Raw genomic sequence first — 19041 nt, 5'->3', positions numbered from 1 at the left:
CGCCTGGGGCGTGATCCGCAGGGCAACCCCGCCTGGTTCGTCCCGCACCCCACGGTGCCCGGCAAGTTCGTCAAGCTGAGCGAGACCCGATGAAGACCTCCGCGACCCCCATGCAGGACATCCCCGACGACTTCGATCCGTTCGCCGGGCCCGCGCTGCTGCTCACCGCGCCGTCCACCGAGCCCCAGCGCGAGGTGTGGACCGGCGTGCAGATGGGCCCGGACGCGTCGTGCGCCTTCAACGAGTCCATGTCCGTGCGGCTGCACGGCCCGCTGGACGTCGAGTGCCTGCGCGCCGCGCTCCAGGACCTGAGCGAGCGGCACGAAGCGCTGCGCACCACGCTCAGCGCGGACGGCCTCACGCTGTGCGTGGCCGCCGCCACGCCCTTCCCGCTGGAGGTGCTGGCGCTGGACGCGCTGCCGCCCTCCGAGCGCGACGCCCGCGTCCGGGAGCTCGTGGCCCACGAGGTGGAGACGCCGCTGTCCCTGGAGTCAGGGCCGCTCTTGCGTCCGCGCCTGGCCCGCCTCTCCGCGCAGGAGCACCTGCTGACGCTGACCGCGCACCACATCGTGTGTGACGGCTGGTCCATGGCGGTGATGCTGCGCGACGTGGCGACGTTCTATTCGGCGCACGCGCGGCGCACGCCGCACACGCTGCCGCCGGCGCCCACGTTCAGCGACTACGCCCGCGCGCAGGCCCAGCTGGCCACGACGCCGGAGTACGCCGAGCACGAGCGCTACTGGCTCAAGCAGTTCTCCGGCACGCTGCCGGTGCTGGAGCTGCCGCTGGACCGGCGCCGTCCGCCGTCCAAGACGTACAGCTCGCGGCGTGAGGACTGCGTCCTGGAGCCTGCGCTCGTGGAGCAGCTCAAGCGCGTGGGCGCGCGCCACGGCGGCAGCTTCTTCACCACGCTGCTGGCGGGCTTCAAGGCGCTCTTGCACCGGCTGACGGGCCTGGAGGACGTGGTGGTGGCCATCCCCGCCGCGGGCCAGTCCGTGGCGGGCTTGAAGGACCTGGTGGGCCACTGCGTGAACGCGCTGCCCCTGCGCAGCAACGTCGCGGCGGAGGCGCCCTTCACGCAGGTGCTCAAGCAGCTGCGCACCACGATGCTCGATGCGTACGAGCACCAGGAGTACACGTTCGGCACGCTGCTCAAGCAGCTGGCGCTGCCGCGCGACCCCAGCCGCCTGCCGCTGGTCAACGTGCTGTTCAACGTGGACCAGGCCGTCACGGGTGAGCAGCTGGGATTCCAGGGCCTCACCTGCACCCTGGCGAGCAACCCGCGCCACTTCGAGAACTTCGACCTCTTCATCAACGCGGCCGAGGCCCATGGCCGCGTGGTGCTGGAGTGCCAGTACAACACCGACCTCTTCGACGGCTCCACGGTCCGCCGCTGGATGGCGTGTTACGAAGAACTGCTGCGGGGCGTGGTCGCCAACGCGGAGACGCCCGTGTCGCGCCTGCCGCTGCTGCCCGAGGCGGAGAAGCAGCGCGTCCTGGTGGACTGGAACACCACCCAGAAGCCGTTCGACCGTCAGGCCTTCGTCCACACGCTGGTGGCCGCGCAGGCCCGGGCCACGCCGGATTCGGTCGCCTTGCGCTCGGGTGACGTGACGCTCACGTACCAGCAGTTGATCCAGCGCGCCCATCAGGTGGCGCATGGTCTGAAGCAGCAGGGCGTCACGGCCGGCAGCCTCGTGGGCCTCTTCACGAATCGCGGCGCGGACATGGTCGTGGGCCTCCTGGGCATCCTGGAGGCGGGCGCGGGCTACGTGCCGCTCGACCCCGGGTTCCCGCCCGAGCGGCTGGCCTTCATGGTCGAGGACGCGAAGCTCTCCACCATCCTCACGCAGCAGGCCCTGGTGGCGTCGCTGCCGTCCACCAGCGTGAAGCCCCTGCTCATCGAGGACACAGCCTCGCAGCCGGAGTCCGCGCTCCCGGCGCAGGACGTCTCTCCGGAGGCGGTGGCGTACGTCATCTACACGTCGGGTTCGACGGGCAAGCCCAAGGGCGTGCGCGTGCCGCACCGCGCGGTGGTGAACTTCCTGAGCACCATGCAGGAGGCTCCGGGCCTGGGGGCGCAGGACGTGCTGCTGGCCGTCACCACGCTCTCCTTCGACATCGCCGTGCTGGAGCTGCTGCTGCCGCTCACCACTGGTGCCCAGGTGGTGCTCGCCTCGCGCGACACCGCCTCCGACGGCGCGCTGCTCAAGGCGGCGCTGGAGTCCAACGCCGTCACCACCATGCAGGCCACGCCGTCCACCTGGCGCCTCCTGCTGGAGGCCGGCTGGCAGCCGCGCCCGGGTTTCAAGGCCCTCGTTGGTGGCGAGGCCCTTCCTCGCGAGTTGGCCGAAGCCCTGCTCGCCCGCGTCGGCAGCCTCTGGAACATGTACGGCCCCACGGAGACCACCGTCTGGTCCACCACGTGGCGCGTGCAGCCTCCGCTCTCCTCCATCCGCATCGGCCGGCCGATTGCGAATACCCAGCTCTACCTCCTGGACGCGCACCTGGCCCCCGTGCCGGTGGGCGTCGCGGGCGAGCTGTACATCGGCGGCGATGGCGTGACGCTGGGCTACCTGCACCGGCCGGAGCTGACGCAGGAGCGCTTCCTGCCCAATCCCTTCCGCGCGGGCGAGCGCATGTACCGCACGGGCGACCTCGCCCGGTGGTTGGCCGACGGCACCGTCGAGTACCTGGGCCGCAATGACTCGCAGGTGAAGCTGCGTGGCTTCCGCATCGAGCTGGGCGAAGTCGAAGCGGCGCTCGCCTTGCACCCGTCGCTGGCCCAGGCCGTGGCCCTCGTTCGCGAGGACCGCCCTGGGGACCGCCGCCTTGTCGCGTACCTCATCGCCCGGCCCGGCCAGACGATCCCGGCGGATGAAGCCCTGCGCGCGCACCTCAAGCAGGGGCTCCCCGAGTACATGGTCCCGCAGCACTTCGTGGCCCTGCCCGCGCTGCCGCTCACGCCGAACGGCAAGGTGGACCGCAAGGCCCTGCCGTCGCCGCAGGTGGAGTCGCAGGAGGACGCCTACGTCGCGCCTCGCGACGAGACGGAGCAGAAGCTCGCCGCCATCTTCGCGGACGTGCTGGGGCTGCGCCGGGTGAGCGTCACGGCGGACTTCTTCCGGCTGGGCGGCCACTCGCTGCTGGCGTCGCAGGCCCTCACGCGCGCGAGCCGTGACCTGGACGTGAGCCTCACGCTGCGCCGCATGTTCGAAGCGCCCACCGTGGAGAAGCTGGCCCGGCTGGTGCGCGGCGACGACGGGGCCGCGAGCCCCGCGCAGCGCATCTCGCCCCGTGCGGGCACCGCACCCGCGCCGCTGTCGCTCATGCAGCAGCGGCTGTGGTTCCTGGAGCAGCTCAACCCGGGCACCGCCGTCTACAACCTGCCCTCCGCGTTCCGCCTGCACGGCGCGCTGGACGTGGGCGCGCTGCGCTTCAGCTTCAACAAGCTGCTGGAGCGCCAGTCGTCCCTGCGCACCTTCGTGCGGTGGGATGAAGGCACGCCGGTGCAGCACGTGGCCCCGTCCCTCACGGTGGAGCTGGACCCGGTGGACCTGGAGTCCGTCCCCGCGAACACGCGCGAGGAGGACCTGCTGCGCCGCCTCCAGGCGCTGGCGGACGCGTCCATCCCCATCACCGCCGCGCCGCTGTTCCGCCTGACGCTGTTCCGGCTGGGCGCCCACGAGCACGTCCTCTTCTTCATGCCCCATCACCTCATCTGGGATGGGTGGTCGTTCGACGTGTTCCTGCGCGAGCTGGACGTCATCTACTCCGCGCTCACCCGGGGCCAGGAGCCCAAGCTCCCCGCCCTGCCCATCCAGTACGCGGACTTCACCGAGTGGCACCGCGACTGGCTCCAGGGCGAGGAGCTGGAGCGGCAGGCGCGCTACTGGAAGGGCAAGCTCTCCGGGAACCTGCCCGCGCTGGAGCTGCCCACGGACAAGCCGCGCCCCGCGCAGATGAGCCTCCAGGGCGGCACGGAGCCGTTCGTCCTCACCGGCGCGGAGGTGGACGCCCTCACGAAGCTGGGACGCGAGTCCAACGCCACGCTGTACATGGTGCTGCTCACGGCGTTCAAGACGCTGCTGCACCGCTACAGCGGCCAGGAGGACCTGGTCGTGGGCACGCCCATCCGGGGCCGCTCGCATCCGGAGGTCGAGGACCTGCTGGGCTTCTTCGTCAACACGCTCGTCCTGCGCACGCAGCTGTCGCCGGAGCTGACGTTCCGGCAGCTGCTGGAGCGCGTGCGCACCACGTGCATGGAGGCGTTCGGCCACCAGGACATGCCCATCGAGCTGCTGATGCAGCAACTGGGCGTGCAGCGTGACTTGAGCCGCACGCCGCTGTTCCAGACGTTCTTCACCTTCCAGGACGTGCGCAACCGCGGCTCCAAGCTGGGAGACCTCACCTACGGCCAGGTGCACGTGCACGCGCACGCGACGCCGCTGGACCTGAGCTTCTGGGTGAAGGAGACGGCGAACGGCATCGTCGGCGGCATGGACTACAACACCGACCTGTTCGAGCGGGACACCGTCGTCCGCATGCTGGAGCAGATCCGCACGCTGCTGCGCGCCGCGGTGTCCGACGCGGAGGTGCCGGTGTCGCGCCTGCCGCTGCTCCCCGAGTCGGAGAAGCAGCGCGTGCTGGTGGACTGGAACGCGACCGGGAAGCCGTTCGACCGGAGCGCCTTCGTCCACACGCTCGTCGCCGCGCAGGCCCAGGCCACGCCGGATGCAGTGGCCTTGCGCTCCGGCGCAGTGACGCTCACGTACCAGCAGCTGATTCAGCGCGCCCACCAGGTGGCGAACGCGCTCAAGCAGGAGGGCGTCACGCCGGGAGGCCTCGTGGGCCTCTTCACCGAGCGTGGTCCGGACATGGTGGTGGGCCTGCTGGGCATCCTGGAGGCCGGTGCGGGTTACGTCCCGCTCGACCCTGGATTCCCGCCGGAGCGTCTGGCCTTCATGGTCGAGGACGCGAAGCTCTCGCTCGTGCTCACCCAGCGCGCGCTCCAGGGCACCCTGCCCTCCACCACGGCGAAGGCCCTCTTCGTCGAGGACACCACGTCGCACGCGGACACGGCCCCCGAGGCTCCCGGAGTCACGCCCGAAGCCGTGGCGTACGTCATCTACACGTCGGGTTCGACGGGCAAGCCCAAGGGCGTGCGCGTGCCGCACCGGGCGGTGGTGAACTTCCTGGGCACCATGCAGGAGGCCCCCAGCCTTTCTGCCCAGGACGTGCTGCTGGCCGTCACCACGCTGTCCTTCGACATCGCCGTGCTGGAGCTGCTGCTGCCGCTCACCACCGGTGCCCAGGTGGTGCTCGCCTCGCGCGACACTGCCTCCGACGGTGCGCTGCTCAAGGCGGCGCTGGAGGCCAACGCCGTCACCACCATGCAGGCCACGCCGTCCACCTGGCGCCTCCTGCTGGAGGCCGGCTGGCAGCCGCGTCCGGGCTTCAAGGCCCTCGTTGGTGGCGAAGCGCTTCCCCGTGAGCTCGCCGAAGCCCTGCTCGCCCGTGTCGGCAGCCTCTGGAACATGTACGGCCCCACGGAGACCACTGTCTGGTCCACCACGTGGCGCGTGCAGCCTCCGCTCTCCTCCATCCGCATCGGCCGGCCCATTGCCAATACGCAGCTCTACCTCCTGGATGCGCACCTGGCCCCCGTGCCGGTGGGTGTCGCGGGTGAGCTGTACATCGGCGGCGACGGCGTGACGCTGGGCTACCTGCACCGGCCGGAGCTGACGCAGGAGCGCTTCCTGCCCAATCCCTTCCGCACCGGCGAGCGCATGTACCGCACGGGCGACCTGGCCCGGTGGCTCGCCGACGGCACCGTCGAGTACCTGGGTCGCAACGACTCGCAGGTGAAGCTGCGTGGCTTCCGCATCGAGCTGGGTGAAGTCGAAGCGGCGCTCGCCTCGCACCCGTCGCTGGCCCAGGCCGTGGCCCTCGTTCGCGAGGACCGTCCTGGGGACCGCCGCCTCGTCGCGTACCTCGTGACGAAGCCGGGACAGGCATACACGGACACGGAGCTGCGCAAGCACCTGCGCTCGCAGCTGCCGCAGTACATGGTGCCGCAGCACTTCGTGGAGCTGGAGTCGCTGCCGCTCACGCCGAACGGCAAGGTGGACCGCAAGGCCCTGCCGCCTCCGGCCGGCACCACGCGCCCCGTCGAGGATGCCTTCGTCGCGCCGCGCACTCCGACGGAGCAGCACCTGGCGCGCATCTGGCGGGAGGTGCTGGGCATCGCGCAGGTGGGCGTGCACGACAACTTCTTCAACATCGGCGGGCACTCGCTCCTGTCCTTCCAGGTGGTGATGCGCGTGAAGAAGGAGCTCCACCAGGAGTTGCACCCGCGCACGCTCTTGCTCAACACGCTGGAGCAGGTGGCCTCGCAGCTCGCGCCCGCGGCGCAGGCTCCGGCGCAAACAGCCGCCAGGACGCAGCCCGTCACACCCCCGAGGCCTGCCGCTCAGGAGACTTCTGTTCCCCTGGCGCAACGCTTGTTCAATAAGCTGAAGGGGAAACTGCCGGGGCGCTCGGACTGAGCGTCCCTCTGAGGAGAATGGTCAGACCGTGACGCCCTGCTTCTTCGGCTCCGCCGAACGCCAGCTCTTCGGCATCCACCACCCCGCGCAGGGCGCCGAGCGCGCCACCGGGGTGGTGCTCTGCTACCCCGCCGCCCAGGAGTACATGCTGACGCACTGGGCCTTCCGCAAGCTGGCCGGGATGCTCGCGCGCGAGGGCTTCCACGTCTTCCGCTTCGACTACTACGGCACGGGGGACTCGGCCGGAGAGGTCCACGAGGGCCGAGTGGCCACGTGGGTCCAGGACATCCGCCAGGCCGCCAATGAGTTGCAGGACGTCACGGGCGTGCAGCGCGTGGCGCTCGTGGGCTTCCGGCTGGGCGCGGCGCTCGCGGTGCGCGCGGCCCTGGAGGGGCTGTCCACCGCCGCGCTCGTGCTCTGGGAGCCGCTGGTGGAGGGAGAGGCCTGGCTCCAGGAGCTGGAGCTGCTCCAGCAGCGCCGGGACACGCGCACCCTCTTCCCTCGGCCCGAGAGCCCGCTGGAGGTGCGCGAGGAGCTGCTGGGCTTCGCGTTCCCCCGCGCCCTGCGCGACGACATCCTCGCGTTGAACCTGGCCGCGCAGCCGTCGTGGCCCTCGACGCGCACCCACCTGGTGGCCGCCGCCGCCAAGCCCGAGTACCAGCGCCTCCAGGCGCACCTGGAGACGACGGGCCTGCCCTTCCAGCACCACCTGGTGCCCGAGGAGGGCGCGGGAGGCCAGGAGTCCGCGCTCCTGTCCAACCGCATCCTGCAGACCATCACCACGCTCCTGAAGGAGGCCGCGTGATGCGCGAGCGCATCTGTACCTTCGGCCCCGAGCAGAGCCTCGTGGGCATCCTCACGGAGCCCGATCCGGCGAAGGCCCTGCCGGAGGCCCCCGTGGTGGTGCTGTCCAACGTGGGCCTCAACCACCACGTGGGCCCGTACCGGTTGTGGGTGGAGCTGGCGCGGCAGCTGGCGGGGCGAGGCTTCACCACGCTGCGCTTCGATTTGTCCGGCCTGGGAGACAGCCGTCCCCGCCGCGAGGGTGGCGCCGACGAGTTCCAGCGCGCTCGCGAGGAGACGCGCGCGGCGCTGGACTACCTGGAGCAGAAGAAGGGCCAGAAGCGCTTCGTGCTCATCGGCCTGTGCTCCGGCGTGGACAGCGCGCACGCGGTGACGGTGGCGGATCCGCGCGTGGTGGGCGCGGCCTTCATCGACGGGTACACGTACCGCACGCTGGGCTACCACCTGCGCTTCCACCTGCGCTACCTGAGCCCCCGCCGGTGGACGCGCTTCCTGCGCAAGCGCAAGCTGCCCGCCCAACTGCGCGAGGCCGGCGAGGCCGACGAGGTCTACACGCGCGAGTATCCGGAGCGAGAGCAGCTGACGCAGGACTACAAGCAGCTGCTGGAGCGCGGCGTCAGCCTGTGCTTCGTGTTCTCCGGAGGCATGGGGCTGTCCTTCAACCACGAGGGCCAGTTCTTCGAGATGCTCTCCCCGCTGAAGCTGGAGGGCCGCGTCACGTACGCCTTCTATCCCCGCGCGGACCATCTCTTCTCCGTGCCGGCGGACCGCGCGGAGCTGCTGCGCAAGCTCACCGCCTGGGCCGTGGGCACGGTGCCGCCGCGCGCGCTGGCGGGCTGACGTCCGCCTGGCTGCCCTGCGGGCTGGGACGCGGCTTGGGGCCGGGTGTGCGTCAAGCGCTTGTTTCCCACCCAACGGTCTCCACCTTCGAAGCACACACGTTCTTCGAAGGAGAGACACCGATGAAGCTCCCTCTGATGGCAGCACTGGCGGCACTCACCTTCTCCGGTCAGGCGTTCGCGCAAAGCCACACCGACCACGAGACGCCCCCCATGCAGGACCCGTCCACGGACGCGCCCCAGGACAGCGCGGAGCGCTGGGACAAGGCCACGGGCACGGGCGGCTCGGGTTCAATCTCCGACACCGAGGACCTCAAGCTGGCGGATGAGGCCGACGACAACGCCGTGGCCCCCAGCAGCATCGACGAGGGCGTGGGCGGCTCCGGCTCGACCGAGCAGGGGAGCAACAGCACGAGCGACCACTCGTCCTCTGCGGAGCCGGGTGCGCCGAACTCGGGCACCCCGGGCAACAAGGGCGCGCAGATGGAGGTGACGCCTCCGGCCTGGGATCAGAACAAGAAGATGGGCAGCTCCGCGAGCCCCACCACGGGCACCCCGCCGGTGGAAGGCAGCGCGGGCAACTAGCGCCTCCGCCCGGCTTGGGCAGACATAGCAATCATTGACGTGGACGGGCTCCAGATGCGCGGGGCCCGTCCATACCCACTCTGGGTGAGAGATCTCCTGGCCACACAACCGGTAAGTCCTTGCATGGACCGGTTGGACGGAGGCCTGGCGGATGAACCTCACCTCGCGCGAACAGGCGCTCCTTTTGGAACTGACCCAGGCGCTCTCCAGCTCCCTGGACCTGACGGAGGTCCTGGCGCGCTCCCAGGGAATCCTCACGCAGCTCTTGCCCTGTGACTACGCGGCGCTGTGCGTGTCCAGGCCGGAGCGTCCCGGAGACTACGAGTGGCTGGGATTGGGGGCGCCGGGCATCCTCCTGACCCACTATCCAGAGCTGGCCGCGGTGGAGTTCGGCCCCGAGCCACAGGCGCCGCGCGCTCCGGACCCGCGCTCGCGCAAGGAATTGAAGCGCAGCCTGCTGTACCTCCGCTGCCGCGAGATGGGGCTTCCGCTGGAGCAGGTGCTGGCGGTGCTGCTGGACCTGCGGCAGGACTGGCACGGCGGCTTCACGCTGTACCGCGAGCACGCCCTGCCCTTCACCGAACGGGAGCAGGCGCTGCTGGAGGACCTGACGCCCTACCTGGCGAACACGGTGCGCAACTGCCGGCTGTTCGCGCACGAGGCCACGCGGGGCGACCTGCTGGACGCCCTCTTCCACCACCAGGGCGCCGAGTGCATCGTGATGGATCCCCCGGAGCACGAGCGGCTGCGCACGCCAGGAGCGACGGAGCTCCTGCGGCGCTGGTACCCGGAGGAGCAGAAGTCCCTGCCCCAGGAGCTGCGCGACCACCTGGAACGCCTCCAGGCGCTGGGGACGAAGCAGGCCGTGGGCATGGACACGTGGACGCGCTCCGGCGGGAAACAGGACCTGAAGGTCACGTTCGTGCAGCTGCCCGAACAGCGCGGCAGCCGCCCCTGGGTGCTGGTGCTGCAGGAGTGCTCGCGGGCCATCCCCATGCCGGAGCCCTGGCGCAAGAAACTCTCCGCACGAGAGGCGGAGGTGGTCCAGGGGGTCCTCAGCAACTGGACGAACGAGACCATCGCCGAGGACCTGGGCCTGACGCTCAACACGGTGAAGACGCACCTGCGCAACATCTTCCCCAAGCTGGGCATCGAGAGCCGCACGGACCTCCTCTACCAGGCCGCCTGGAGGCAGAAGCCGGGTTAGGGCTCCCGGAAGAACTTCGGGAACAGGGTGCGCGTGGTGCGGGCGGAGAGCAGCAGCGCGGCCTGCTCCTCCGCCGACGTGACCTTGCGCAGCTCCGACTCCAGGTCCGCCACGTGGTCGCCGTCGGCGGCGCCATGGCCACGCAGGAAGAGGACCGCCTTGTCGATGTTCGGGATGCCGCTCTCCGCGACGAGCCGGTCCACGGAGCCCGGCGCACGGTTCACGGAGAGGTACTCCAGCACGTAGGCCGTGCCCAGGAACGCGGTGGGCACGCCTGACTGCGTCGTGAAGCGGTTCCACTCCACGTAGGCGCGCACGGCGGGGCAGATGGGCGCGCGCTCCACGCGCTCCTGCGTCCAGCCCAGGGCCTTCAGATCCTTGAGCAACCACTGCTCATGGCCCTTCTCCTCGCGCGCCTTCTGGAACAGCAGGTCCGCGAGCACCGGGTCGCCGCCCTCGCGCTTCGTGCGCTCGCCGGACCCGGTGAAGAACCCCTCGCTCCAGCGCACGTACTGGTACGTCTGGATGAGGTAGTAGACGTAGTCGTCCTGGCGGATGCGCCCCTCGAAGAGGCGCCGCACGCCCGGCGTCACATCCAGTTCGTGCACGAGCATCCGCGCCTCGTGCCGCAGGGACTCCAGCCAGTCCGTCTTCGTCTGCTCATGCTTGGGCTGCTTGCACATACACGTCTCCTGACAGGGGCCCGTGAAGAGGCCCGGTGGGTGCTGCGTTGAGGGTGAAGGGGGAAGAAAGGAGCGCGCCGGCCTGGACTCAGGCGGCGTCGGCGTCCAGCGAGTCGAAGAGGTTCAGCGTCCGCTCGGGGATGGCATCCAGCGCGGCGACGAGCGGCACGGTGAAGCGGTTGAAGGCGGGATCGAAGTGCGGCGGCGCGATGAAGCGCGCGCCCATCTTGTCCGCGAACAGCGACAGCACGGGCGGCAGGCGCAGGTCATCCAGCTGCCCCTGGCGGGCCCGGGCGCGCTGCTCCTCGCTGAGGCGGGGCGCCAGGGGCTTTTCGGGCGGCGAGGGAAACTCCCGGGTCCGCACGCGGAAGCGGTCGCTCACCCAGCCCCGGCGCTCGGCGGCCTGGAAGTAGAGGTCCGCCTCCTCCTGGCTGTCCGTCTCCATGTTGGCCGCGGCGATCCAATGGGTGACACCGCGCCGGCGGCTCTCGCGGTACAGGCCCGCCTGGAGCCGCAGCACCGCCGAGTTGCGGTAGCTCCGGGTGACGCAGTAGCGCGTGGTCTCCGCGAGCACGCGGCCCGGCGCGACGACCTCCGACAGGTCGAGCTTCTTCTCGATGTCCAGCCCCACCACCGTGTCCGCGAAGGCGGCCACCTCCGCGTTGGGCAGCAGCAGCCGCGCGGTCGCCACCGGCTCCGCGTCCGCGTAGACGACGACGTGCGCCGTGGTGCGCAGCGTGTCGAAGCAGTCCGCTTCGCGCGGAGCCCGGGGCCGCTTGGGCCCCAGCATCCGCATCTCCTCGCCAAACACCCGGTAACGGACGCGGAGCGCGTCATCCAGTTCTCGCTGCGCTGTGGCGACACGGCAACTCAATGAAGACATGGCGGGTCTCGCTGGTGCTTGCCGGACTGTGTGTCCGGCCCCGACCTTTCATTCGTCGCTGCTCGCCCGAGTGCGCTCACGGGTTGTCTTTTTCCGATGAGCCCGGCCAACCGCCCGCCACCCCTGCCCGCCCAGTGGCGCATGGTCCGCGGCCACCCGGGTGATTCACCTTGGACAGACGCAGGAGGACACCATGACCGAGCAGACGCCCGAGCCCCCCGACCGTGAGCTGCGCAAGCTCAGTCCCTTCGAGTTGAAGGACGAGCTGCTCCAGGTCGCGGACGAGGCCGTGAGGACCCGCGAGGCGGTGATGCTCAACGCCGGCCGGGGCAATCCCAACTGGATCGCCACCACGCCGCGAGAGGCGTTCTTCCTCCTGGGCCAGTTCGCGCTCGCGGAGAGCCGGAGGGCCTGGGACGTGCCCGGCGTGGGGCTTGGGGGCATGCCCCGCTCTCCCGGCATCGCCCGGCGCCTGCATGACTTCCTGGACGCGAGCGATGACGAGCCCGCCGTGCAGCTGTTGCGCGGAGCGCTGACGCACGGCGAGCACACGCTGGGCTTCCACCCGGACCGGTTCGTCTGGGAGCTCACGGACGCTGTCATTGGAGACAACTATCCGGTGCCAGACCGGATGCTCCCCCACGCCGAGCGCATCGTGCAGGAGTACCTGGCGCGGGAGCTGTTCGCGGGGCGGCCTCCCTCCGGCCGCTTCGACCTCTTCGCGGTGGAGGGCGGCACCGCCGCGATGACGTACCTCTTCCACTCGCTGCAGGTGAACGGCCTGCTGCGCAAGGGAGACACCATCGCGCTGGGCGCGCCCCTCTTCACGCCGTACCTGGAGATCCCGCGCCTGGAGGAGTTCCGCCTGCGCACGGTGGACATCCAGCAGAGCGCCACGACGAAGGACGGCCGCCACACCTGGCAGTACCCGGATGCGGAGCTGCGCAAGCTGGAGGACCCGCGCATCAAGGCCTTCTTCGTGGTGAACCCGTCCAACCCGGGCGCGGTGGCCATGCGGAAGGAGTCCGTGCACAAGCTGGTGGAGCTGGTGCGCAAGCGCCGGCCGGACCTGTTGATCATCACGGATGACGTCTACGCCACGTTCGTCAACGGCTTCCGTTCGCTGGCCGCGGACCTGCCGCGCAACGCGCTGCTGGTGTACTCGTATTCGAAGCACTTCGGCTGCACGGGCTGGAGGCGCGGTATGGCGCCATCTCGCTGCACCCGGGGCGGCTGAAGTTCATTGACCGGATGGTGGCGGACAGCCGGGCCGTGGCGTTGAACCACACGGCGGGGCTGTCCCTGCCGCAGCAGCTGCAGATGTCACTGTTCTCGCTGTTCACGCTCCTGGACAAGGACGACGGCTACAAACGGTATTGCCAGCGCATCTGCCAGGACCGGCTCCGGGACCTCTACCAGGGCATGGGCCTTCCGCTGCAGGAGGATCCGCTGCGCACGGCGTATTACCAGACGCTCGACCTGGAGGCCTGGTGCCGCGAGCACATCGGCGAGGACTTCGTCCGCTTCGTGGAGTCGCACCACGACCCGCTGGAGATTGTCTTCACGTTGGCCCGGCGCTACGGCGTGGTGCTGCTCAACGGCAGCGGCTTCGACGCACCGCCCTGGTCGGCCCGTGTGTCATTGGCGAACCTGGAGGATGAAGCGTATTGCCGGATTGGCCGGGACCTCCGGGATGAGGTGCGCCGCGCCATTGACGCGTGGAAGAAGTCTGGCGCGTTGCATTGAAACACGGGTCACTCCGGATCCAGGGGGATCGCCAAGGACTCATGACCTCAAAGACAGTACCCCTTCCGAGGTAGAGACACCGATCCTCCTTGCCGCCAACCTCCCGGCTCGGACGGAGACGCTCCGCCGTCGAACTCTACAGGGCTGTAGCGAAAGTCCAGACGGACCGTAGCCAACCTGAAAGCGGGCGTGCGCATGTCAGTGAGGTGTGGGGGATGAGTTACCCATCAAGAGAAGAGGAGTGGGCGCTTCACGACCAGGTCTTGAAACGGATGCCGGTCGCATACTCGAAGGTCTTCGCGCTCTTCATGCCGTTTCTGCTGAAGACGCTCGAATCCGAAATGAGGTGCGACCCGGAAGAAGTGCGAGACGGAGCCCTCAAGGCCATCTTCGACTACCTGGGCCGGCCCGAGACCTACGACCGCGACCAGTCGCTCCTGCGCAGCTTCCTGACGCTGGCGGCCAGACGCAACGTGTTGGATTCCCTGCGTTCGACCGAGCGCCGGGTCATCCGCGAAAAGAATTTCGCGGACGTCATCGAACTCCGGGCGAGGCCTCCGAATGAAGAGATGGAGGCAGCCGTGGAAACCGCCCTGGCCCTGAAAAGACTCGAACGCCGCAACATGCCGCAGGAGGACCTCGGAGTCCTCCGGCTCGTTCTGCAGGGGGAAAGCTCCACCCTGGAGCTGGCCCGCCCCCTGGGCAAGGAAGGGCTGCCCGAGCCCGAGCGCAAGCGGGTGGTGAAGCAGAACCGCGACCGCCTCCTCAAGCAGCTGAGGCGGCTCGGAAAGGAGGAGGACACCCATGACGAATCCTGACTGGCTGGAGGCCGCGGCCGAACGCGGCGCGCGTGTACCGGAGATGCTGGGCTCCGTGTTCGCATGGTACCGGGACCTGGAAGACCTCTCGGTCCAGGACTTCGCCCGCAGGCTGGGCTGCACGGTGGAGACGCTCTACTGGGTGTCCCTGTGCCGGAAGCCCGAAGGCGCGGCGTTCTCCGAGCACGTGAACCAGATCGCGGACCACTTCGGCATCGACGCCTTCGAGCTCTCCAAGGTCCTGCGTGACATGGAGGCCACCGCCGCGCTCCTGGCGACGGAGAACAGCCCCCTGGAACCAGAGGCACGGGCCGTGCTGATGGCCGCACTCGACCGCGAGAAGAATTCGTGAGGGAACGCTGGTTGCGGGATGCCCTGCGGGTGGCGGGTCTTCCCGACCACGGCACCTTTCCTCGCGCCATCGTCGCGGATGCACAGAAGGTGCTGCAGGTGAGCTTCGTCTCCCTGGACGAAGTCACCACGCACACCGTTCGGGCCTACCTCTCCCGGCGTGGATGGAAATCCATGCCGGACGGCAGTGACCGGGACATGCACGGATGCATCGTGGCCCTGCGGGGCACCGCCTTCCTCTTCTACTCGCGCAAGGATTCGCCCGAGGACCAGCGCTTCACGGCCGCACATGAGCTGGCACACTTCGTCCTCGACCACCTGGTCCCGCGGCAGAAGGCACTGCGCTTCTTCGGCGACAGCATCCGTCCCGTCCTCGACCTCCAGGAGCTGCCCACGAAGGAGCAGCTCCTGACCTCGGCGCTCGACGGTGTTCCACTCAAGGCCCAGGTCCATTTGATGGAGCGGGATGACCTGGGTGACATCCACACCGGGGACGTCTTGCGCGTCGAACAACGCGCGGACCGTCTTGCTTTTGAATGGCTTGCACCTGAATCCGTCGCAATGCCGGTCATGAAGCAGGGCCCGCGCGAGGAGCGGGCCGCGCGGCTCCAACGCACGTTTGGTCTGCCCCGCCGGAAGGCTGAAGTCTACGCGCGGGTGCTGGCTCAACGGGAGGGAGCACCGCCCTTCTCCTTGTCCTCGGTGCTGGGTGAAAGGAACCCGGGTTAGCCATGGCGGATCCCCTGGATGACGGCGAACTCGCGGGGGACGGGGACTTCCTCGCGTCCTTCGGCGAAACCCTGTTGCAGACGCTCGACCTGGGGCGGTGGGCGCACGGGTTGGACCTGGAAGACATCATGCGCACCTTCCGGGAGCAGATCGGCGGCGCCATGCGCAAGGAGGATGTGCTCCGCGCCGCCGTGCGCCAGGAACTGCTGCCGCTCCTGAAGACAGGCCCGCACGCGCCCAAGGGCGCCGGCGTCTACCACGCCACGGAGGCGCAGCTGCGGGCCGTCCATGACGGATACCTGTTCCGGGGCAACGTCGAGGCGGTCAACGGGCGCGCGGTGTCACACGACACGCTGGCCCTGGGCATCACGCAGTTGGGCATCGCGGCGGTCGGCTACGGCGGTTCGTCGGGAACCTTCTCCCAGCGGTTGTTCCGCAAGGAGGTCACGTTCCAGATGGACGACCCGTTCAAACAGGCTCGTGAATACATCGAGCAGCGGGAGGTTCGCTCGCGCAGGGCACCTCGCAACAAGGACAGCCTGTCGCGGCTCGCGACCCGTGGCATTCGCACCTACGCGGAACGGGCCATCCTGGCCGAACGGCTCCAGGCGGAATGGCGCATCGGAATGGGCAATCCGCTGGCGTATGAGCTCATCACCGGCTCCGGCTACAGGACGCTCCTGGACGCATCCCTCGAGATGCTCGCGAACCTCATCGACCGGCAGCAGAAGTTCGTCTTCGTCACGGACAAGCTGGAGCACCGGGGGTTTCTCACGCTGGGGCACTCGCTCGACACCGGCGAGTACGCCATCCTCGAAACCCTGGAGTCCTACGGCCAGGAGATCCTCGAAGGCTGGCGCTATGACGACGAGGGACTCGCGAAGGCGAGCCGGTTCGTCCAGCGCTACTGCCCCCAGGTCGTGATGGGCCTGTACCGCGCTTCGAACAACTCCCCGCCCCGCCTCTTCTACGCACACCAGGAGCATGTCCACTTCGCCGTGCGCATCGCCATGGCGGACAGCATCCTGCGGCCGGAGCAGGGCTACCCCATGCTCCTGGATGTCGCCTCGATGACCTGTCACAGCGTCTTCGGCGAAGACGGCTTCCAGGGCCTGGTCCAGGACGCCTACGCCCAGGCCGATCCCAGCCTCCAGTATCTCAATGTCCGCAAGATGCGCCGCTAGTCCCACCGAGGGGGAACACATCCATGTCTGACAATGGCCGAGGCCCTGGAAACGCGGGCGCGTACCCGCCGCACAACGGCAACCCCATCCGCAATGGACAGGCGGCGCATCCCCTGAACGGAAACATCCGTCCGTCTGGCAATGGGGTCCGGCCTCCAGCCCCCACGGGGGCACACCCGGGACCTGCGTCCGCGGTGCCGTCTCAGACGCGCCCGGCGCAGGCGCCGCCCACCGCGCCGCCCCCGGGAAACCGGCCTCCTCCCAGACCGAACAGCATCGTCCAGCAGACGCCTCCAGAGGTCATCCACGCGCTCGCCGCCGCGCAGAAGGAGGCCCGGGAAGCGGTGAAGGCGGATCCCGAGCTGGCGCTCGCGGTGGGCTTCACCCATTTCGACACCTCCTCCAGCCACGACAACCTCATCACGGTGTTGTCGACGAAGGAGGACGTGCCCCGGCTGGCGTCCCAGACGCTGGTCCGGGTGAAGTCCCGCGAGGATGGCCGGTCCTATCTGGGGGTCGTCGTGAGGGGTCCCTTCGCGGAGCCCAACGCCGTGCCCGCGAACTCGTCCATGGCCATTGGCGTGGTCACGCACGGCAAGAAGCTGACCTATACGTTCGACTATCACGGCCGCGCCGAGGTGGAGCTGCTGGGCGAGGAGGTTCAGGGGACCCTGCATCCGCCTCGCTTCCGGCCTCGCCCGCAGAGCCCGGTCTTCATCCTGGATGAGGAAGAGAGCGCGCGCGTGCTGGGCGTTGGCGGGGACTTGAGCCTGAGCCTGGGCCTCGTGGTGGGCTACGAGGGAATGGAGGCCCGCCTCAACCCGCGGGACAAGTCGGTCCTGCCCCGGCACACAGGCATCATCGGGACGACGGGTGGCGGTAAGTCCACCACTGTCGCCACGCTCATCCACCGCGCCCAGAACGCGGGCATCGCGACCATCGTCTTCGACGTGGAGGGTGAGTACACCCATATCCATCAGCCCACGAACCACGAGGCGATGCTGGAGGCGCTCCGGCGCCGGGGGCACAAAGAGGAAGGGGTGAAGGACCTGCACATCCATCACCTGGACGGGCGCAAGACGCGGAACCCCCGGCACCGCGCTCTCCACCGCTTCTCCCTGAACTTCTCAAGCCTGTCGCCCTATGCGCTGGCGGAGATCCTGGAGCTGTCGGAAGCGCAGCATGAGCGATTCATCAAGGCCTACGACGTCACCAAGCTCCTGCTGCAGGACTTCCGCATCTTCCCATCCGACCCGAAGGATCCGGAGCAGCAGCGACAGGTAATGGATGTGGATGAGCTGACCACCGGCTATCCCCGTATGACCATCCAGCATGTGCTGGACGTGGTGAATGCATACATCTACAGCCTCGGCGACGAAGGCCGGGCGGAAGGACGCGCCACGGGCACCCGGGCGTCTTCCCGCCGGCGCGCCGCCGTTCAGGAAGACCTGAGGCTCGGCGAGGAGGCCGAGGAGGCACCTCCCCCAACGCCCTCCGGTCCGCAGTTCTACAGCGAGTTCCGGAACAATCCGGGCATGGTCATGCAGCGCGTGTACGCCGCGAGCAGCCGCACGGAGATCAGCTGGAAGGCCCTGGCCAGCAAGCTCTACCGGCTGAAGCGGCTCAACATCTTCGACCGCGGCACGTCCGCGGGCGTGAAGTATGACGCGATGCTCAGCCCCGGGCGGGTGTCCGTCATCGACCTGTCGGACACGGACTCGCCGCAGCTCAACAACCTGGTCATCGCGGACATCCTGCGCGGCATCCAGGAGCGCCAGGAGGAGGCCTACGAGAAGGCCGACCGCGAAGGGGGAGACGTCACGCCGGTCCTCATCATCATCGAGGAAGCGCACGAGTTCCTGTCCGCCAGCCGCATCTCTCAGATGCCCGTCTTGTTCGAGCAGGTCTCGCGCATCGCGAAGCGGGGCCGCAAGCGGTGGCTGGGGCTCGTCTTCGTCACGCAGCTGCCCCAGCATTTGCCCAACGAAGTGCTGGCACTGCTCAACAACTTCATCATCCACAAGATCACCGACGGAGCGGTCATCAGCCGGATGCAGAAGTCGGTGGGCAGCATCGACGAAAGTCTGTGGAGCCGAGTCTCCCGGCTCGCGCCCGGTCAGGCCTTGATGTCGTTCAGCCACTTCACCCGGCCCTTGATGGTGGCCGTGGACCCCGCGCCCGTGAAGCGGCTGCTCGTCGACTAGGTTTGACCTGAAGTCCAGGAACGCCGGGGGCGAGGAGCGATATAGAGCCAGACGTCATGCTCGGCTCCGCGCTCCTTGCCTCCGTCATCGTCGCCCAGGCTCCCGCGTCCCCGGCCTCCCGTGCCGCGGAAACACTGGGCCTGGGCCCTGTCCTCGACTCCGTCGTCCACCAGGGCGTCACCTATGCCGCGCTCGCGCGGGGCGGCATCGCCGTGCTCAAGGTGGACGGCGCGACGCCCCAGCTCGTGCGGCGCATCGAAGAGGGCCGGCGCTTCGTGCGGCTCGTCGTCGTGGGCCAGTCGCTCCTCGCCGTCGAACAGCGCGAGGAGGCCCACGCGTTCTCCCTCGCCACGCCGGAGCAGCCCCAGCCGGACTCACTGGCCTCCGCGCTGGGCTCGGCGCGCGACCTCACCGTCGTCACCCAGGCGCCGCCTGTGCCCCAGGCCCCGCCTCCCACGGC

General features: G+C 69.2%; 15 protein-coding genes. 13 read left to right on the top strand and 2 right to left on the bottom strand.

Features of this window, described 5'->3' with window-relative positions:
• Positions 1–89 precede the first annotated feature (89 nt).
• From D7X55_RS17570 to D7X55_RS17550, 5 genes are all read left to right on the top strand, one after another.
• A complete protein-coding gene (locus tag D7X55_RS17570; RefSeq protein WP_121723663.1) occupies positions 90–6548 on the top strand; it encodes a non-ribosomal peptide synthetase in 6459 nt (2152 codons plus the stop codon).
• 28 nt (positions 6549–6576) lie between these two features.
• On the top strand, positions 6577–7353 hold the full coding sequence (locus D7X55_RS17565; protein ID WP_120547125.1) for an alpha/beta fold hydrolase: 777 nt from the start codon (positions 6577–6579) through the stop codon (positions 7351–7353).
• Entirely contained in the window at positions 7353–8192 is an 840-nt protein-coding gene (locus D7X55_RS17560; RefSeq protein WP_121723662.1) for an alpha/beta fold hydrolase, read from the top strand. The genes D7X55_RS17565 and D7X55_RS17560 overlap by 1 nt, the downstream gene beginning before the upstream one ends.
• 122 nt (positions 8193–8314) lie before the next feature.
• On the top strand, positions 8315–8776 hold the full coding sequence (locus D7X55_RS17555; RefSeq protein WP_121723661.1) for a hypothetical protein: 462 nt from the start codon (positions 8315–8317) through the stop codon (positions 8774–8776).
• Between the two features lie 151 nt (positions 8777–8927).
• A complete protein-coding gene (locus D7X55_RS17550) occupies positions 8928–9983 on the top strand; it encodes a LuxR C-terminal-related transcriptional regulator (RefSeq protein ID WP_120547122.1) in 1056 nt (351 codons plus the stop codon).
• Here D7X55_RS17550 and D7X55_RS17545 read toward each other — a convergent pair.
• Both D7X55_RS17545 and D7X55_RS17540 read right to left on the bottom strand, forming a co-directional pair.
• The gene (locus D7X55_RS17545) at positions 9980–10666 is read right to left on the bottom strand and encodes an iron-containing redox enzyme family protein (RefSeq protein ID WP_120547121.1); all 687 of its coding nucleotides are present in this window, start codon (positions 10664–10666) and stop codon (positions 9980–9982) included. The two genes, D7X55_RS17550 and D7X55_RS17545, sit on opposite strands and share 4 nt — an antisense overlap.
• Positions 10667–10754: 88 nt before the next feature.
• Entirely contained in the window at positions 10755–11549 is a 795-nt protein-coding gene (locus D7X55_RS17540) for a GNAT family N-acetyltransferase (protein WP_121723660.1), read from the bottom strand.
• Between the two features lie 193 nt (positions 11550–11742).
• On the opposite strand from D7X55_RS17540, the gene aspD reads away from it, so the two are divergent.
• The 8 genes from aspD to D7X55_RS17505 all read left to right on the top strand — a co-directional run.
• Positions 11743–12786 carry an aspartate 4-decarboxylase gene (gene aspD / locus D7X55_RS17535; RefSeq protein ID WP_233609901.1) on the top strand — a complete coding sequence of 348 codons (1044 nt, stop codon included), beginning with the start codon at positions 11743–11745 and terminating at the stop codon, positions 12784–12786.
• 14 nt (positions 12787–12800) lie between these two features.
• Positions 12801–13295 carry a hypothetical protein gene (locus tag D7X55_RS44695; protein WP_233609900.1) on the top strand — a complete coding sequence of 165 codons (495 nt, stop codon included), beginning with the start codon at positions 12801–12803 and terminating at the stop codon, positions 13293–13295.
• Positions 13296–13510: 215 nt separating this feature from the next.
• On the top strand, positions 13511–14113 hold the full coding sequence (locus tag D7X55_RS17530) for a sigma-70 family RNA polymerase sigma factor (protein ID WP_147470135.1): 603 nt from the start codon (positions 13511–13513) through the stop codon (positions 14111–14113).
• Entirely contained in the window at positions 14100–14465 is a 366-nt protein-coding gene (locus D7X55_RS17525; RefSeq protein ID WP_147468465.1) for a hypothetical protein, read from the top strand. The genes D7X55_RS17530 and D7X55_RS17525 overlap by 14 nt, the downstream gene beginning before the upstream one ends.
• A gap of 29 nt (positions 14466–14494) precedes the next feature.
• The gene (locus tag D7X55_RS17520) at positions 14495–15193 is read left to right on the top strand and encodes an ImmA/IrrE family metallo-endopeptidase (RefSeq protein ID WP_147470134.1); all 699 of its coding nucleotides are present in this window, start codon (positions 14495–14497) and stop codon (positions 15191–15193) included.
• Positions 15194–15195: 2 nt separating this feature from the next.
• The gene (locus D7X55_RS17515) at positions 15196–16377 is read left to right on the top strand and encodes a hypothetical protein (protein WP_121723656.1); all 1182 of its coding nucleotides are present in this window, start codon (positions 15196–15198) and stop codon (positions 16375–16377) included.
• Positions 16378–16400: 23 nt separating this feature from the next.
• Positions 16401–18581: an ATP-binding protein gene (locus tag D7X55_RS17510; RefSeq protein ID WP_121723655.1), complete on the top strand. Its 2181-nt coding sequence runs from the start codon at positions 16401–16403 to the stop codon at positions 18579–18581.
• A 56-nt stretch (positions 18582–18637) separates the two neighbouring features.
• The coding region (locus D7X55_RS17505) for a hypothetical protein (RefSeq protein ID WP_147470133.1) at positions 18638–19041 on the top strand (404 nt) is incomplete at its 3' end.

It is taken from the genome of Corallococcus sp. AB049A (assembly GCF_003668885.1).
Classification (GTDB): Bacteria; Myxococcota; Myxococcia; order Myxococcales; family Myxococcaceae; genus Corallococcus; species Corallococcus interemptor.
This window is presented reverse-complemented; position numbering and strand designations above follow the sequence as displayed.

What these genes read in the sequence shown, in the direction of transcription:
- D7X55_RS44695 (WP_233609900.1), top strand. Translation starts at nt 12,801, where the DNA reads ATGGTGGCGGACAGCCGGGCCGTGGCGTTGAACCACACGGCGGGGCTG.
- D7X55_RS17510 (WP_121723655.1), top strand. Translation starts at nt 16,401, where the DNA reads ATGTCTGACAATGGCCGAGGCCCTGGAAACGCGGGCGCGTACCCGCCG.
- D7X55_RS17550 (WP_120547122.1), top strand. Translation starts at nt 8,928, where the DNA reads ATGAACCTCACCTCGCGCGAACAGGCGCTCCTTTTGGAACTGACCCAG.
- D7X55_RS17530 (WP_147470135.1), top strand. Translation starts at nt 13,511, where the DNA reads ATGAGTTACCCATCAAGAGAAGAGGAGTGGGCGCTTCACGACCAGGTC.
- D7X55_RS17540 (WP_121723660.1), bottom strand. Translation starts at nt 11,549, where the DNA reads ATGTCTTCATTGAGTTGCCGTGTCGCCACAGCGCAGCGAGAACTGGAT.
- D7X55_RS17545 (WP_120547121.1), bottom strand. Translation starts at nt 10,666, where the DNA reads ATGTGCAAGCAGCCCAAGCATGAGCAGACGAAGACGGACTGGCTGGAG.
- aspD (WP_233609901.1), top strand. Translation starts at nt 11,743, where the DNA reads ATGACCGAGCAGACGCCCGAGCCCCCCGACCGTGAGCTGCGCAAGCTC.
- D7X55_RS17555 (WP_121723661.1), top strand. Translation starts at nt 8,315, where the DNA reads ATGAAGCTCCCTCTGATGGCAGCACTGGCGGCACTCACCTTCTCCGGT.
- D7X55_RS17560 (WP_121723662.1), top strand. Translation starts at nt 7,353, where the DNA reads ATGCGCGAGCGCATCTGTACCTTCGGCCCCGAGCAGAGCCTCGTGGGC.
- D7X55_RS17515 (WP_121723656.1), top strand. Translation starts at nt 15,196, where the DNA reads ATGGCGGATCCCCTGGATGACGGCGAACTCGCGGGGGACGGGGACTTC.
- D7X55_RS17525 (WP_147468465.1), top strand. Translation starts at nt 14,100, where the DNA reads ATGACGAATCCTGACTGGCTGGAGGCCGCGGCCGAACGCGGCGCGCGT.
- D7X55_RS17570 (WP_121723663.1), top strand. Translation starts at nt 90, where the DNA reads ATGAAGACCTCCGCGACCCCCATGCAGGACATCCCCGACGACTTCGAT.